This window comes from Vibrio sp. Vb1729, assembly GCF_033338655.1.
Classification (GTDB): Bacteria; Pseudomonadota; Gammaproteobacteria; order Enterobacterales; family Vibrionaceae; genus Vibrio; species Vibrio alginolyticus.
In genome coordinates this window covers 56,677-73,185 of record NZ_JAWOTB010000033.1, presented here as the reverse complement: position 1 = coordinate 73,185, position 16,509 = coordinate 56,677, and the positions used below count along the sequence as shown (strand labels likewise).

Annotated in this window: 10 protein-coding genes; all 10 read right to left on the bottom strand. The window is 45.5% G+C overall.

Going from position 1 to position 16,509, the window contains the following annotated elements; all coding sequences use genetic code 11:
• Nucleotides 1–119: 119 nt before the first annotated feature.
• The 10 genes from R7E29_RS15025 to hrpB all read right to left on the bottom strand — a co-directional run bounded on the left by R7E29_RS15025 (nucleotide 120) and on the right by hrpB (nucleotide 16,446).
• Nucleotides 120–1,151: an ABC transporter ATP-binding protein gene (locus tag R7E29_RS15025; RefSeq protein WP_005380055.1), complete on the bottom strand. Its 1,032-nt coding sequence runs from the start codon at nucleotides 1,149–1,151 to the stop codon at nucleotides 120–122.
• Nucleotides 1,151–2,776, bottom strand: coding sequence for an ABC transporter permease (locus R7E29_RS15020; protein ID WP_054576323.1), 1,626 nt, complete (start codon nucleotides 2,774–2,776; stop codon nucleotides 1,151–1,153). The genes R7E29_RS15025 and R7E29_RS15020 overlap by 1 nt, the downstream gene beginning before the upstream one ends.
• Before the next feature lie 99 nt (nucleotides 2,777–2,875).
• Nucleotides 2,876–3,889 carry a Fe(3+) ABC transporter substrate-binding protein gene (locus R7E29_RS15015; protein ID WP_005386566.1) on the bottom strand — a complete coding sequence of 338 codons (1,014 nt, stop codon included), beginning with the start codon at nucleotides 3,887–3,889 and terminating at the stop codon, nucleotides 2,876–2,878.
• A gap of 152 nt (nucleotides 3,890–4,041) precedes the next feature.
• Nucleotides 4,042–5,271, bottom strand: a complete 1,230-nt coding sequence (locus R7E29_RS15010; RefSeq protein ID WP_005386568.1) for an ammonium transporter — start codon at nucleotides 5,269–5,271, stop codon at nucleotides 4,042–4,044.
• A gap of 27 nt (nucleotides 5,272–5,298) precedes the next feature.
• Nucleotides 5,299–5,637: a P-II family nitrogen regulator gene (locus R7E29_RS15005; RefSeq protein ID WP_005386570.1), complete on the bottom strand. Its 339-nt coding sequence runs from the start codon at nucleotides 5,635–5,637 to the stop codon at nucleotides 5,299–5,301.
• A 188-nt stretch (nucleotides 5,638–5,825) separates the two neighbouring features.
• The gene (locus tag R7E29_RS15000) at nucleotides 5,826–6,194 is read right to left on the bottom strand and encodes a YacL family protein (protein WP_017635908.1); all 369 of its coding nucleotides are present in this window, start codon (nucleotides 6,192–6,194) and stop codon (nucleotides 5,826–5,828) included.
• A gap of 99 nt (nucleotides 6,195–6,293) precedes the next feature.
• Nucleotides 6,294–8,891 carry a bifunctional aconitate hydratase 2/2-methylisocitrate dehydratase gene (gene acnB / locus R7E29_RS14995; RefSeq protein ID WP_086047030.1) on the bottom strand — a complete coding sequence of 866 codons (2,598 nt, stop codon included), beginning with the start codon at nucleotides 8,889–8,891 and terminating at the stop codon, nucleotides 6,294–6,296.
• 268 nt (nucleotides 8,892–9,159) lie between these two features.
• Nucleotides 9,160–11,490: a patatin-like phospholipase family protein gene (locus R7E29_RS14990; RefSeq protein WP_033905586.1), complete on the bottom strand. Its 2,331-nt coding sequence runs from the start codon at nucleotides 11,488–11,490 to the stop codon at nucleotides 9,160–9,162.
• 122 nt (nucleotides 11,491–11,612) lie between these two features.
• Nucleotides 11,613–13,985 (bottom strand): penicillin-binding protein 1B, encoded by a 2,373-nt coding sequence (gene mrcB / locus R7E29_RS14985; RefSeq protein ID WP_005380020.1) that lies wholly within the window; start codon nucleotides 13,983–13,985, stop codon nucleotides 11,613–11,615.
• On the bottom strand, nucleotides 13,978–16,446 hold the full coding sequence (hrpB, locus tag R7E29_RS14980) for an ATP-dependent helicase HrpB (RefSeq protein WP_054576324.1): 2,469 nt from the start codon (nucleotides 16,444–16,446) through the stop codon (nucleotides 13,978–13,980). The genes mrcB and hrpB overlap by 8 nt, the downstream gene beginning before the upstream one ends.
• Nucleotides 16,447–16,509 lie beyond the last annotated feature (63 nt).

Sequence of the window (16,509 nt, the reverse complement as noted above, 5' to 3'; positions counted from 1 at the left end):
CAACGCTGTCTGAAAAGGCGCTCATCAACAGGAGAAGAGCACTTGCCCGGCTCCACTGCCGGGCTTTTTTATTGTATGTTGGAAAGTCGTAAACGAGATAGCAAAGATACTCAGGAGCGTTAAGCAAATGCCAGGACGCCTTGCGTTTCAATTTTCACCGCGACGGACTCACCTATATTTAATGCTTGCGAAGCTGTAGCTAACAAACGGTCACCATTCGCGTTAATCACATAACGGCAGTGATCACCCATAAAATGCTGTTCCAATACGGTTACCGAACTATCTTCATCGGATTGAATTTGCACATGCTGCGGTCTTAGCAGTAAAGAGCACTCCGCCTGTACTGGAATATCTTGTTGAGCCGTGGCTTCAACCACGCCCAAGTGGGTTTCATATTCTGAATTCGAAACCCGTTTAGCAGCAAGGTAACTGCCACCACCTAAGAAATCAGCGACAAATTTACTTGAAGGCTGGTAGTAAAGCTCAGATGCTGTGCCATATTGCTCGATGACTCCATTGTTCATCACTGCCATTTTATCGGCGAAAGCAAAAGCCTCTTCACGGCTATGCGTAACAAAAATGGCAGTCACACCTTGGGCCTTAAAAATCTTACGGATCTCACTTATCAACTCATGGCGAACTTGCGTATCAATATTAGAAAACGGTTCATCAAGTAACAATAAGTCTGGGCTGTAAGCTAATGAGCGAGCAATCGCAACACGCTGCTGCTGTCCACCAGACAATTGATGAGGATAACGATCGCCATAACCTTGAAGGTGCACGAGTTCTAACATTTCTTGAACTTTGGCATTTTTCTCTTTTGTCGAGCACTGCTTTAAGCCAAAGGCAATGTTTTGCTCCACCGTCAAGTGAGGAAAAAGTGCGTAATCTTGGAAAATCATCCCTATGTTACGCTGTTCTGGCGGCAACCAGTTTTCCCCATCATCAATTGTGACGCAATTTAGACTCATTTCGCCTGACGTTAACGGCAATAATCCCGCAACGGCCTTTAATAGTGTTGTTTTCCCACAGCCACTGGCTCCTAGCAAACAGACAATCTGCCCTTGTTCTACCTCAAGAGACAATGATTCGAGTACGGTTTGATCATCATATTGGCACGTTAGGTTTTTAATTGATAATGCACAGCTCATCAGTGATTTTGCTCCAGTGAACGGTTAACAACAACAAGCGGGATCAACCCAACAAGAACCAACAGAACCGCTGGCAAAGCGGCCAATTCTAAATGCTCATCCGAGGCGAAGTTATAAACGTATGTGGCTAGTGTTTCAAAGTTAAACGGACGAAGTAACAAAGCCGCATTAAGCTCTTTCATCGACTCGATAAACACTAATAAAGCCGCAATCAGTGCACCGCGCTTAACCAGCGGAAAGTGCACGCGCCACAGCATGACATTGGGCTTACAACCCATAGTGCGCGATGCCATATCTAATGACGGAGAAATTTTATTTAAATTACTTTCGATACTACCAATCGCCACCGCTGAAAAGCGCACAACCATGGCAAAAACCAGGGCGAACATGGAGCCAGAAAAAATAAGTCCCGGTCTTCCCCACTCCATGGCTTTAGCAACGTCGTTGACACGATGATCCATAAACAGCACAGCGACCATCACACCGATGGCTAGTACCGTTCCTGGTACTGCATAGCCCATAGAAGAAAGACGCATAAATGCCAAGCTTTCTCGTTTACCACTGACTCGATGGGTAAAGTTAACGATCAGTGCGACAGCAACACCAATAATCGCAGCAATAACAGACACAACTAAGCTGTTCCATGCGTATTCACGAAACTCTGAGGTCCAACTCTGCGCAAAATAAGTGATCGCATAATCAATCAGCTGTAGTAGCGGCAAAATAAACGCGACCGAAACCAAGCCCCAGCACCAAACTAGTGCGGTCCACTTTTTCCAGCCCGTCAACTCGTAACGAAAATCTTCGTGACTGTTAAATTGGCTTTGAAAAAGCTTTTGTTTACGGCGGCTGTATCGTTCTGCACTAAGAAGCAATACCACGATGACAAGCATCATGGCAGAGATCTTGGCTGCCGCATTAAGATTAGAGTACCCCAACCAAGTATCGTAGACCGCTGTGGTTAACGTATTCACCGCGAAGTAACTTACCGTACCAAAGTCACCGATGGTCTCCATTGCGACCAATGATAAACCCACTGCGATAGAGGGTCTTACTAACGGCAACGAGATGCGCCAAAAGCTTTCCCATGGAGAGCACTTGAGCAAACGCGCGCTTTGCAATAAAGAGACATTTTGCTCCATAAACGCAGCCCGGCACAATAAATACACGTAAGGATACAACACCAAAGCCAACACAAAGGTCGCACCAGGCAACGTACGAATGTCAGGGAACCAATACTCGCCAGGTCCCCATCCGGTTACATCACGCAAAAAGATCTGAATCGGGCCTGCAAAATCAAACCAATCAGTAAAAATATAACCAATGATATAACCTGGCATTGCAAGAGGTAGCACCAATGCCCACTGCAACCATTTTTCGGTCGGCAGTTTACACATGGCCATTATCCAAGCGCTTGGAATACCAAGAATTAAGGACAGCACCATTACGCCAACAGTTAGCGCAACCGTGTTAAAAATATAAGTCGGCATGACTGTTGCCATTAAATGAGCAAACAAATCATCCGTTTCACCAATCGCGGTGTAGAAGATCGCTAAGATCGGCAAAACCAGTAGCAGAGTTATTACCCCACTACTGGTTTTCCATAAAGAGTGTTTATCTTTCATCGCCTAATTACTGCAAGGCTGTATGAAATACAAATGCTGTTGCAAATACATCTCATATCCTTTAATCAAATGGGGGGACTGTTATACCCCCACAAGGAATTAAAGGTCAAATTTCACTTCGTCTAATAGCTTAATTGCCGCTTCGTGGTTGGCTGCAATATCGTCTAGAGAAAGCTTGTCTGCTTTAAAGTCACCCCAAGATTCCACAAGCTCAGAACGCTTCACGCCTTCTTTAACTGGGTACTCATAGTTAACTTCTGCGTACATTTGCTGCGCTTTGTCACCCGTTAGGAATTCCATTAGCTTCACAGCATTGTCTTTGTTTGGAGAGTACTTCGCCATCGCCATACCAGAGATATTCACGTGAGTGCCTGTAGTCTCTTGGTTAGGGAAGTTGATGTAAACTGCATCAGCCCAAGCCTTTTGCTCTTTGTCGTTAACCATTTTACCTAGGTAGTAGCTGTTACCCAGAGAAACATCACATAGGCCTTCTTTGATCGCTTTAACTTGTGCACGATCGTTGCCTTGTGGTTTGCGAGCAAGGTTTGCTTTCACGCCTTCCAACCACTCTTTGGTTTCTGCTTCGCCATTGTGAGCAATCATTGCTGAAACTAGAGAAACGTTGTACGGGTGCTTACCGCTACGAGTACAAATTTTACCTTTGAACTCTGGCTTAGCTAAGTCTGCGTAGTTGAAATCTGCGCCTAGTTTACCTACGCGATCACGTGATGAATAAACGCTACGAGAACGTAGAGTTAGAGCAAACCACTCATTCTCTTTATCTTGGTATTGAGCAGGTACGTTTTCTTCAATGATTTTGCTATCGACTTTCTGAACTAAACCTTTGTTTGTCAGTTCAGCTAGACGGCTGATGTCTGTCGTAAGAATAACGTCAGCAGGGCTGTACTCACCTTCTTGAGCTAGCTTTTCTGCTAAGCCTTTTTTAGCAAATTTTACGTTTACTTTGATACCAGTTTCTTTAGTGAACTCATTGAACATAGGTTCAACTAGGAAAGGTTGACGGTAAGAGTAGACGTTCACTTCTTCAGCAGCCATTGCTGTTGGAGCTAGAGTAGCGCAAGTTAGTGCTGAAAGAGTTAGCAGTTTTTTCATTGTTTAATCCTTTACCATGCTAATGATAACGTTTATCAGTTGCGTTATTATATGTATGTTCAATAAGAAGACAATGACGAATATTAAAAAACCTGCTCATCGGAGCAGGTTTTATTGTGTTAAGTGTGTAACCATTTATTACAAGCTAATGATTATTTCACCGTAACAAACTCTGGGTAAGCACCAACACCACAATCATGCATGTCCATACCTTCCATTTCTTCATCTTCTGTAACGCGAATCCCAACGGTTGCTTTCAAGATTGCCCACACAACTAGGCTGGCACCAAATACCCAAGCAAAGATAACTACGGCACCTAAAAGCTGTGCACCAAACGTTGCATCACCGTTGCTCAGTGGCACTACCATTAGGCCGAAGAAACCACACACACCGTGAACTGAGATAGCACCTACTGGATCGTCAATTTTAAGTTTATCTAGAGCAATGATACTGAATACAACTAGTGCACCCGACACCGCACCAATCGCAACCGCGTACAGTGGTGATGGCGATAGAGGGTCTGCAGTGATGGCAACCAAGCCAGCTAGCGCGCCATTGAGAATCATCGTTAAATCGGCTTTACCCCAAGTAGTTTTACAAACGAATAGCGCCGCAATTGCACCGGCAGCCGCTGCTGCGTTAGTGTTTAGAAAGATCTGACCTACCGCTGTAGCATTCTCAAAATCTGAAACCATCAACTGAGAGCCACCGTTAAATCCAAACCAGCCAAACCAAAGGATAAAAGTACCCAACGTTGCCAAAGGCATGTTAGAACCTGGAATCGGATAAATTTCACCATTTTTACCGTACTTACCCTTACGCGCGCCAAGCAGTAACACACCAGCAAGAGCAGCAGAAGCACCTGCCATATGTACGATACCAGAACCCGCAAAGTCACTAAATCCAGCTTCTGCTAGGAAGCCTCCACCCCATGTCCAGTAACCTTCCATTGGATAGATAAACGCAGTTAAAATCGCTGAGAAAATCAAGAAAGACCAAAGCTTCATGCGCTCAGCTACCGCACCAGAAACGACGGACATGGCAGTTGCAACGAAGACAACTTGGAAGAAGAAGTCAGACTCTAAAGAGTGGTCGGCCCCTTCACCTTGAGTACCAATTAACGTACCAAATGAAGGTAACCAGCCTCCTTCTCCATTATCGACATACATGATGTTATAACCGACAATCAGAAACATCGTACATGCGATGGCGTACAAACAGATGTTCTTCGTAAGAATTTCTGTTGTGTTTTTAGAGCGCACAAGGCCAGCCTCTAGCATCGCAAAGCCTGCTGCCATCCACATTACCAACGCACCGGAAATGAGGAAGAAAAAGGTGTCAAGTGCGTAACGTAACTCGGTTACTGTTGTTGTTAATTCCATAATAAGTATCTCCAATCCTTTGAATTCTTAAAGTGCTTCTGCGTCCATTTCGCCAGTTCGGATACGCACCGCTTGGTTCAGATCGTAAACAAAAATTTTACCGTCGCCGATTTTTCCGGTTTGCGCAGCTTTTGTAATTGCTTCAACAACGCGATCTACATTGTCTGCGTGAGTCGCGATTTCAATTTTCACCTTTGGTAGAAAATCGACTTGATACTCTGCACCGCGATACAATTCCGTGTGACCTTTTTGACGACCGAACCCTTTAACTTCTGATACTGTCATCCCTTCGATACCGACATCAGCCAATGCTTCTCGTACATCGTCTAATTTAAACGGCTTAATAATGGCATTGATTATTTTCATTGAGTTATCTCCGAAGCTTTCATCCTGAAACACTTCTTATAATCCAATCTACGTGCCAAGTTTTTAAGTTATTGAATAATAAAAACTAACCTCAATTTACATATCTATAAACAAAAAGAGCGCACCATATCGGTGCGCCCTTTTCACAAATTTAAAGCAACGGCAGAGAAGTTACCCAAAACTGTGCATTAAATGTTCAAAAAGTCTTTCCACTGTTCGATAAGTGCCATGAAATCCTCTATCCCACAACTTGCTGTACTTTCTGCATTGTAGAAGTCGAACTCACTTTCCATCTCGACATCATATTCATGGGCTAATGCGTTTTCTTGTACAAGAACTTCGTCGCCCTGAATCATCAAGCTAATTTCCGTGCCTGTTAGGTTATGCTCCTGAGAAGGCGCTGAAAATGACCGCTCAATTAGCTTTTCAACCTGTGCAATCTTCATCGGATCTTTGCCAATTTCTTCTTGCAACCAGCGCCCTACAATCTCATGTCCCATGCTACATTTTACGTAGTACTCGCCCATCAACGTGTTACGAATGAATTCAAATTCCACCGAGATTGCCTATTTCGTATCAATTTGGTGCGAGTATAGCGAATTGCTCCCATAAAAAAAGCACCTCATATGAGGTGCTTTTGAATTGTGCATTTCTGATTATGCCGGTTCTTGGAAGATCACTTCGTCCGCTTTCTTGGTGTATTGATCCATTTTATGGAAGTTCAAGTAGCGGTATGTATCCGTTGCCGTAGCGTCGATTTGCTTCGCGTATTCTAGGTATTCTTCTTTGGTTGGAATCTTACCTAGAATTGCACCTACTGCAGCTAGCTCAGCTGACGATAGGTAAACATTCGCCCCAGTACCCAGACGGTTCGGGAAGTTACGCGTTGAAGTCGACATTACTGTTGATTTATCTGCAACACGTGCTTGGTTACCCATACAAAGTGAACACCCTGGCGTTTCAATACGAACCCCTGCACGTCCGAAGATACCGTAGTAGCCTTCTTCAATCAGTTGGTCTTTATCCATCTTTGTTGGTGGCGCTACCCAAAGGCGCGTTGCTAACTGGCCATTGAACTTATCAAGCAATTTACCTGCTGCGCGGAAGTGACCGATGTTCGTCATACAAGAACCGATGAACACTTCATCAATCGCTGTGCCTTGTACTTCAGACAACAAACGAGCGTCATCTGGGTCATTCGGTGCACATAGTACTGGCTCATTGATTTCAGCCATATCGATTTCAATCACATGTGCGTATTCAGCGTCTTTATCTGCTTGCATCAGCTCAGGGTTTGCTAGCCACTCTTGCATTGCTGTAATGCGGCGCTCGATAGTACGGCGATCACCGTAGCCTTCAGAGATCATCCACTTCAGCATCACGATGTTAGAGTTTAAGTACTCTTCGATCGACTCTTGAGACAATTTCACAGTACAACCTGCCGCCGAACGCTCTGCAGATGCATCAGAAAGCTCAAATGCTTGCTCAACCGTTAGCGTTTCTAAGCCTTCAATCTCAAGGATACGGCCAGAAAATTCGTTGATCTTGCCCGCTTTTTCTACCGTTAGTAGACCTTGCTGAATCGCGTAGTAAGGGATGGCATGAACAAGATCACGCAGTGTAATACCCGGTTGCATCTCACCTTTAAAACGAACCAAGATTGACTCTGGCATGTCTAGCGGCATAACGCCTGTCGCAGCTGCAAAGGCAACCAAGCCCGAGCCGGCTGGGAATGAAATACCCAGAGGGAAACGAGTATGTGAGTCACCACCCGTACCGACAGTATCCGGTAGTAGCATACGGTTTAGCCATGAGTGGATAATACCGTCACCAGGACGAAGAGATACACCACCGCGGTTCATAATAAAGTCCGGAAGTGTATGGTGAGTGTTAACGTCTACTGGTTTTGGATAAGCCGATGTGTGACAGAAAGACTGCATGACAAGATCAGCAGAGAAGCCGAGACACGCCAAGTCTTTAAGTTCATCACGAGTCATAGGGCCAGTAGTATCTTGCGAACCTACTGTCGTCATTTTCGGCTCACAGTAGGTTCCAGGACGGATGCCTTCTACGCCACATGCTTTACCAACCATTTTCTGTGCAAGCGTGTAACCCTTGCCAGAATCTGCGATTTCACCTGGTTTGCGGAATACGTCCGAAGGCTCAAGACCTAGCGATTGACGCGCTTTGTCTGTCAAACCACGACCGATGATCAATGGGATACGACCACCAGCACGAACTTCATCAATCAGTACTTCTGTTTTTAGCGAGAACTCAGCTAGAACCTCACCAGTTTCGTGGTTGCAAACTTTACCTTCATATGGGTAAACATCGATAACATCGCCCATGTTGAGCTTAGTTACGTCAACTTCGATTGGTAGTGCGCCAGCATCTTCCATTGTGTTAAAGAAGATAGGGGCAATTTTGCCACCAAGCACATACCCACCAGCTCGTTTGTTTGGAACGTAAGGGATATCATCACCCATAAACCAAAGCACTGAGTTGGTTGCAGATTTACGTGAAGAGCCAGTACCAACAACATCACCAACGTAAACCAATTGATGGCCTTTGTCTTTTAACTCTTCAATTTGCTTGATCGGGCCAATAGTACCCGGTCGATCAGGGTTTATTCCTTCACGCTCGTTTTTAAGCATCGCCAGTGCGTGTACTGGGATATCAGGGCGAGACCAAGCGTCAGGTGCAGGTGAAAGGTCATCCGTGTTCGTTTCACCTGTTACTTTAAATACGGTTAGAGTGACTTTTTCTTCAAGCTTAGGCTTAGAAAGGAACCACTCAGCATCAGCCCATGATTGAAGTACTTTCTGTGCATGCGCATTGCCTGCTTTCGCTTTCTCTTCTACGTCATAGAAAGCATCAAACATCAGCAGCGTATGAGACAGCGCTTTTACTGCGATCTCTGCCAGTGCTTCATCATCCAATAGCTCAACTAGCGGTTCGATGTTGTAACCACCTTGCATAGTGCCTAGCAGTTCAGCCGCTTTTTCACGACTCACTAATGGTGATTTAACTTCACCTTTTGCTACTGCTGTTAGGAAACCCGCTTTTACATAAGCAGCTTCATCAACACCTGGAGGGATACGGTTTTCAAGTAGGTCAAGAATGACTTTTTCTTCACCTTGCGGGGGATTTTTCAGAAGTTCTACAAGTCCAGCAACTTGTTCTGCGTCTAGCGGTTTAGGAACAACTCCTTCAGCAGCACGCTCTTCGACGTGTTTACGGTAGGCTTCAAGCACGACTTTTTCCTCTCATTGCGGTTCCTCCTCTATTATTACTATTGTTAAAGTAAAGGAGTGAACATCCTTGGAAACTTGGCTCTCCATTGCCCTTGTTTTCATTCAATTATGATTGAGAAACAGCGCCGTAGAGGCCAAACTGTGGGCAAAATAATAGCAAATTTAACCTTAAATTAAAATCTTATCATTTTGACCAACATAGCAACTTACGACTAAAGTTCTGCTAATTTTGACCAAATATGCCAAGTTTTTGCTTTCTCATACCCGATTAATTAAACGATGTTCCTACGATCAAATACACAGCATCCAAATCTTGCTCGGTACGACCGTATGCCAACATTATTGGTCCTATTGGTGAGTCAACACCAAAGAAGATGGAGCCAGCATTGTAAAGCGGCGCTTCGTTTAGTTTCAGATCATTATCAGACCAAACACCGCCATATTCGACCGATGCGCCCAGGTAGACTGGAGCTTCAAACAATCCGAAATCATTATCAAACCACTTATATCGGTACACCAAACTGCTGAAAAATAAGTTCTGTCCGATCAGGCTATTTCTTGGGATTCCCGATAGGCTTAAGAAGCCGCCCAACTCTCTGGGATCAAGCGGTAAAGATGAGTTTTTACTCTCTACAAAACTATATTCAGCATGTCCGACTAAAGTATGACGCTGATGACTCACTGCACCTTTAAATCGTGCAGAGATTTCATAAACGGTATCTTCAATAATTTTGTCAGTTTCTAAAAGGCTAACGCCTTGAGGACTTTGATCATGAGACACTAAATATTCGAGATCGACTAAAAGCCCACGAGTCGGAAATGCGAAATCATCAAGTGTATCTAGGCGATAATTGGCAAACAGGCCACGACGTTCAAAATCCAATTTACCAGCAGAAGCCAAAGTAGAAAGCTCAATATCTCCGGTTGAGTAGCGAGCGCCAAATCGAAGTTCTTGCCACAATGTGGGTTGGATACCTATCGCTAACTCTGTTGTAAAATCATCGTAAGTGACCGGAAAAAAGTCATTTACTGACTCTAAATCTGGTGCTTGAGGCTCTGTTAAAGGTAAGTTTCGGCTCTCACTGCCATAGGAAATACGCCCCGATACAAAAAGTTCTTGGCTAGATAAAACAGGGGAATACAACTCAGCTTCAATCAGCTTATCCGTGCCCATTTCTACGTTGAACGCCAACTCCGCGCCATGAGAGTTCAAGTTGGTAAAGTTGGTTGATATCCCTATGCCGTACTGGCTATCTGTATCGAAGTCATCTTCAAGAAAAAATCGGAAGTTGAGATAATTAGGCCCCCACGACTTCTCGTTAACATCAAAAACCAACAATGTCTCACCATCAACCTCTTCAAAGTGATAAGTGATGAGCTCGAACCGATCTAACGCGTAGAGGTTTTCAACGGCTTTCTCAATTTCGGCCGTTGAAATACGACGTCCGGTTTCTAATTCAATACGATTCGTCAACAACACATCGCTGTAGTGCGTGTTATTTACAATCACAATGTCATCAACCACACGCTGATCGCCATAAATCAAAGTTTTACGAACTTCTTGTTTGCGGTCGATGTATTTTTGATAGTCCGCGTTGGACAAGCGTAACTCTTTCAGCTTGTCTTTTAATTGCTTGGTAATATCGTACCCAGCTTGAAAAGCCCAAGGCATTTTGTCGAACTCGACGGTTTCCATGGTGCCCACATTGGGACGAATATAGATATCTTGAGGTTCAAGCTCGTCCACTTGCTGTTGTGTACTACGACGAACGAGATAGTTAGAGAGTTGGTCCGCGACAGTAAACAGCCCCGTAAATTCATCTTCGGTTTTGTAGTCGGTGCTAATATCGACGGCAATAACGACATCAGCCCCCATGGCGCGAGCCACATCGACAGGCATGTTATTGACGACGCCGCCATCGACAAGCATATGACCATTGAGCTTATAGGGAGGAAGTGCTCCTGGTACAGACATGCTAGCCATCATGGCATCCACAAGGTAACCATTACCCAGTACGACTTCTTCTAGGGCAAGAATATCAGTCGCAACAGAACGATAAGGAATGGCAAGCTCATCAAAAGAATCGAATCGCCCTAAGTTCCCTGTAGTCTCACGCAATACTCGCAACATGTTCTGGCCTTGCACCACACCCGTTGGTGCTCGTACCTCACCGAACCTTAAGCCGAGGTCGGTATTAATTTGATAGCGGTCTTCATACTCTTTGTCACGAACTCGACGTTGGCTACGGTCAACACGATCTCGATAACCGCTGCCCCAATCGACGGTGTAGATAAAACTCTCAATTTCATCAGCACTCATCCCCGTGGCATAGAGCCCACCCACATAGGCGCCCATACTGGTACCGGTCACAATATCGACAGGGATCTGCATTTCTTCCAATGCTTTTAAAACCCCAATGTGTGCCGCCCCTTTCGCTCCGCCACCAGCGAGCACAACCGCCACCTTTGGTCGAGGTTCCAAGTCATCCGTTTTTGTTAGAGAGTTTGCGAGGGAAACAGAAGGAGTGATCATCAAAAAGGTACTAACCCAAAGCGCAAAGTTGCGAACCGATGGGCTTGATAACAGCTTTTTGAACATTCACTTCTTCCTTTATTGAATATCTGATCAAGTAGGGCGTGCTAGCAGTACTGTACTAACACGCCCTAATATGTACTAAGAATTAATCAGATAAACAAGCTAATGTTGTTGATTTGGCGATGCTACCAATCAAATATGCTATTTAACCAGTTTGATTTCTTCTCACACTGTTGCTTTATCTGACCGGTTTTATCCCAAACCGGCAGTTTGTAATCACTACGGCAGTTCATTTCTAAACCTCCATCAGATGTAGGCTTGAACCCTAATGTGGTGATTTCTCTTGGCCATGGGAGCTCTAAGCGCTCAGGAATACGCTGCTTCAAGTACTCTGCGTACACTCGTAATGCACCACTCGACCCCGTTAGATTCACGGGTTTATTATCGTCGCGGCCTAGCCAAATTGTCGTCACCTCACGACCATCAACACCGACAAACCAACTATCGCGGTTGTCATTACTGGTACCCGTTTTTCCTGCCAATGCAGCCCAACCAAACTGGCTTTGTAAGAAGCGGCCAGTGCCTTGAGCAACCCCTTGTTTCATCGCGTAGGTCGTTAGCCATGCAGCTTGTTCATCCACGGCTCTTGATGAACGAGGCAAGGATTGATACAGCACATTACCTTCCATATCCATGACTGAGCGCAGAGCGGTCAGTTTTGCACGCTTACCTGAATTCGTCAGAGTCTGATACATCTGTGCGACTTCGAATGGCGTCAAAGAAAACGAACCCAAAAACATCGAAGGCACTGGGCGAATTTCGTCTTTGTTCACGCCCAAACGCTCTAAAGTATTGGAGACTTCAGGAATGCCAAGTGCCATACCTAAGCGCACGGTTGGTACGTTAAGTGATTTCGCTAAAGCAATGTAAAGTGGCACATCACCACGATATTTTCTATCGTAGTTGCGCGGCGTCCACACGTTACCTTTACTGCTCTTCAGACTTAACGGCGTGTCGTGTAGCGTCGTGCCTAGGTTGTATTTATCCGGTTGTTCTAGAGCCGTTAAGTAAATCGCTGGTTTCACTAAAGAACCAATTGGACGACTGGCATTGAGCGCGCGGTTAAAGCCTTCATAACCGACACGTTTACCACCAACCATCGCACGGATTTCACCACTATGGCGATCAACGGCCACAGCAGCGGCTTCTAACTCTTTACCACCCCGTTTAGCTAGTTCTGGGATCTTTTTCGCGATAGCTTGTTCCATTTTGCTTTGCGATACTGGGTCCAGAGACGTAAACACGCGCAGTCCGGTCTCTGCTTTAAATCGCTCCCCAACTTTTTCTTTTAATTCAATGCTCAATTGTTGGAAATAAGCTGGCTGACGGCTCGCAATACGTGGCTTGCTTTGCGTATCGAGTGGACGACTTACAGCTTGTTCATACTGCTCTGAAGTCAACATGTTTTGCTGCATTAACAGGCGCAGAACGAGATCACGACGCTCTTTCGTTCTCTCAGGGTAACGAATTGGGTTGTAGTAAGACGGTCCTTTTACCATCCCAACTAACATCGCCAATTGATCGATTCGCAACTCCTGAATTGGCTGCCCAAAATAATAACGCGACGCCAAGCCAAACCCGTGGATCGCTTCACCTCCACTTTGACCTAGGTACACTTCGTTTAGGTAGGCTTCTAAGATACGATCTTTGCTGTAACGGTAATCCAAAATTAGCGCGATATACGCTTCTCGAACTTTACGCCACAGTGTTTTATCACGAGTCAAAAACAGGTTTTTTGCCAATTGCTGAGTCAGCGTACTACCACCTTGAACAGTACGACCCGCCTTAATGTTCGCAACCAATGCACGTGCAATCGCGAGCGGTGACACCCCGTCATGTTGATAAAAATCCCGGTCTTCGGTCGCAAGCAGTGCATCCACCAAAATTTCAGGGAACTGATCACGACGTAAGAAAAGGCGCTGTTCATCACGGTCTTTCTCCAGCATGCCCAACATCTTCGGTTCTAGGCGCAAGTAACCAAGGTCTCCTCGAGATTCTAAAGACTGAATACGTTGCAAGCCGGAATCAGAGAAATGCAGCATAATGTGACGATCCGGCTCGGGACCATCGGCAAACTCGAATGGACGACGAATCAATTCAATCCGAGTGGAAGAAGAGGAATATTCGCCTGGGTAACGAGGTTGACTCACTTTACGGTAATTCAACACATCTAGCTCGTTGCGCAGTTCTTGGATGGTGATATTCTCACCAGGGCTTAGATTCAAGATACGGGCATAAACCACCGTTGGCAGCTCAAACAGCTGACCTTCAAAGCGTTCTTTCACCACACTATCTAAGTAAATCCCAACAAACAGCAAAACAGCGGCAAGTGCAACGCCAGCTTTCCAGCTAAACGACCACAGAACTTTCAACCACGAACGTTTCTCGTTAGTCGGCTTTTTACTCGGCGTACGTCGAGTCTGTTTTGCGGTTCCTTTATTGGTTGTACTTTTCTTCGCTGGCGCTTTTTTCGCGCTAGGCTTCTTGCTGTCAGTCATTATTCAATTGTCTTTTTGTTTTCGTTGTTGCTACATGATTGGCAGGATCATCTGGCCAAACGTGTTTTGGGTAGCGCCCTTTCATCTCTTTTTGAACGTCTTTGTAGCTTCCGTTCCAGAAAGCCGCCAAGTCCGACGTTACTTGCAATGGACGTTGTGCCGGTGAAAGCAGTTCAAGCACCAAACGCTTGCGGCCAAGAGCTACCGTTGGGGAACCACTCTCCCCAAATACTTCTTGCATACGCACCGATAATATCGGCTCGTGGCCATATTGGTAACGGATACGCTTCTTTGAACCTGTGGGTAGTTGGTAATGCTCAGGTAACCATTCATCCAGTTGTTGATTGAGTGGCCAACCTAATAGAGCATTAAGCGCTTCGACCAAGTTTATCTTGCTCAGGTCTTTAACCGAGCTGACAGACGTCATGTATGGTTCTAACCACTCCTCTAATGAATCCAGCAAACTGGCTTCATCAAACACTGGCCATGACTGCTCAGGTAACCATTCCACCGCACAACGAATCCGAGCCAACAAGCTCTCCGCTGCCGGTGTCCAGTTTAGACTCTGTAAGCCCTGGCGGCGGACATACGTGAGTAAAGCTTGTGTCATTTTTTCTTTGCCCGGGCTTGGCAACGGCTCGCGTTCAACGACCAGCAGACCGAGTTTTGTTTGTCGCTCAGCTATTAGACGGCCTCTTTTTTCATCCCAGTCCACTACTTCTTCAGACGAAAATAGCGTATCAAAGGTCGTTCGCAATATATTGACATCCAATTCACATGCCGAATGAATTTGACTTGAATTAGAATGAGAACGCATTAAGTCAACGGCAACCAAATACTCACAGCCACCTAGCATGTCTTCCTGATGACATTCTGCACCATGACCATTAGCCAAAGTAAATCGCCCAAATTGATTTGTGCGCTGCTGCGCAATGCGATCTGGAAATGCCAAACTTAACACCAGCGGTAATGCATCTTCATCCACGCCTTTCAGGTCAAATACCGTATCCAATTTGTACGCCAGAGATTGAGCACGCTTGAACAACATCGACTTTTTTGGATGAGTACCAACAAGCCAACGATGCAAGCTATGAGCGATATTGGTAACATTTCTCTCTGGCTCTTCAATCAGTGCGACCGCCGCCAAAGCAGCATTTAACATCTTATCACTGTAAGATAGCGCTTTAATTAGCATCGCAGCCGCACGAGGCTCAACGCCTAGTTCATGCGCCTGTTTTCCTTCGGACGTTAATTGCCCTTTTTCCGTCAGTAGTCCCAATGACACCAATAGCTGCTTCGCTTGTTCCAATGACGCATTAGCGGGAACATCAAGCCACTTTAGATCGTGGATATCACCCGTTCCCCAAAAGGCAAGCTCCATAACTAAACTAGCCAAATCGGAATGCAAAATTTCGGGTAGGGGAACCAGCGGTTGCTGCTTGAACTGGCTTTCAGAATAAAGACGAACACAAATGCCCTCTTCTATTCGTCCCGCTCGTCCTGCACGCTGAATCGCTGAAGACTGTGCAATGCGTGTTTGCTCTAAGCGTGTTAAACCGTTTTTCAAATCAAAGCGGGCAATACGCTCTAACCCAGAATCAACCACGAGGCGAATGCCTTCAATCGTTAGTGAAGTTTCTGCAATGTTGGTCGCTAGAACGACTTTACGCTTACCTTGTTCTGCTGGCGTAATCGCTTTTTGTTGATCTGCAAAACTCAGTTGACCATAAAGTGGGCATATGTCGATATCATCCGCTAAATGAGACAACCGCTCTTCAACTTGTTTTATGGCACCAACACCCGGCAGGAAAGCCAACAAAGATCCGGACTCTTTGTTCATAAGACTTTCTATTGTTTTTGCCATACTCGTAGGTAAATGCTCGTTCACACCTAACGGCTGGTAGCGCATTGCCACATCAAAGCTGCGCCCTTCAGATTCAATGTAACTGGCTTCCGGCAACAACGATTGTAATGCTTGTTGGTCAAGCGTTGCCGACATTACCACCAGCTTGAGATCGTCTCGCAATGCCTCTTGAACTTCTAAACTGAATGCCAAAGCGGTATCGGCATGAATGCTGCGTTCATGAAACTCATCAAAGATCAGTAGATCAACCCCATCCAGTTCAGGGTCAGTTTGGATCATCCTGGTCATGATCCCTTCGGTCACGATCTCCAGCTGCGTTGCAGAACTTACCTTTGCCTCGCCACGAACTCGATAACCCACGCGTTGACCAACTTGTTCTCCCAATTGCTCAGCAAGATAACGGGCAATGTTACGCGCCGCGAGTCGTCTTGGCTCAAGCATGATGATTTTTCCAGCAACCGAATGATTTAAGAGTAACTGCAAAGGGAAGTAAGTCGACTTACCGGCACCAGGCGCCGCTTTTAAGATCACTTGATGTTGATTTTTGACCGCCGTCAGCAACTCAGGCATCACGGCTTCAATCGGCAATTGTGACAAAGAAAATACCTTATGGTGTAATGGTGGCAACATTGTACATAAAAAATTTTTTGTCTAAATAAG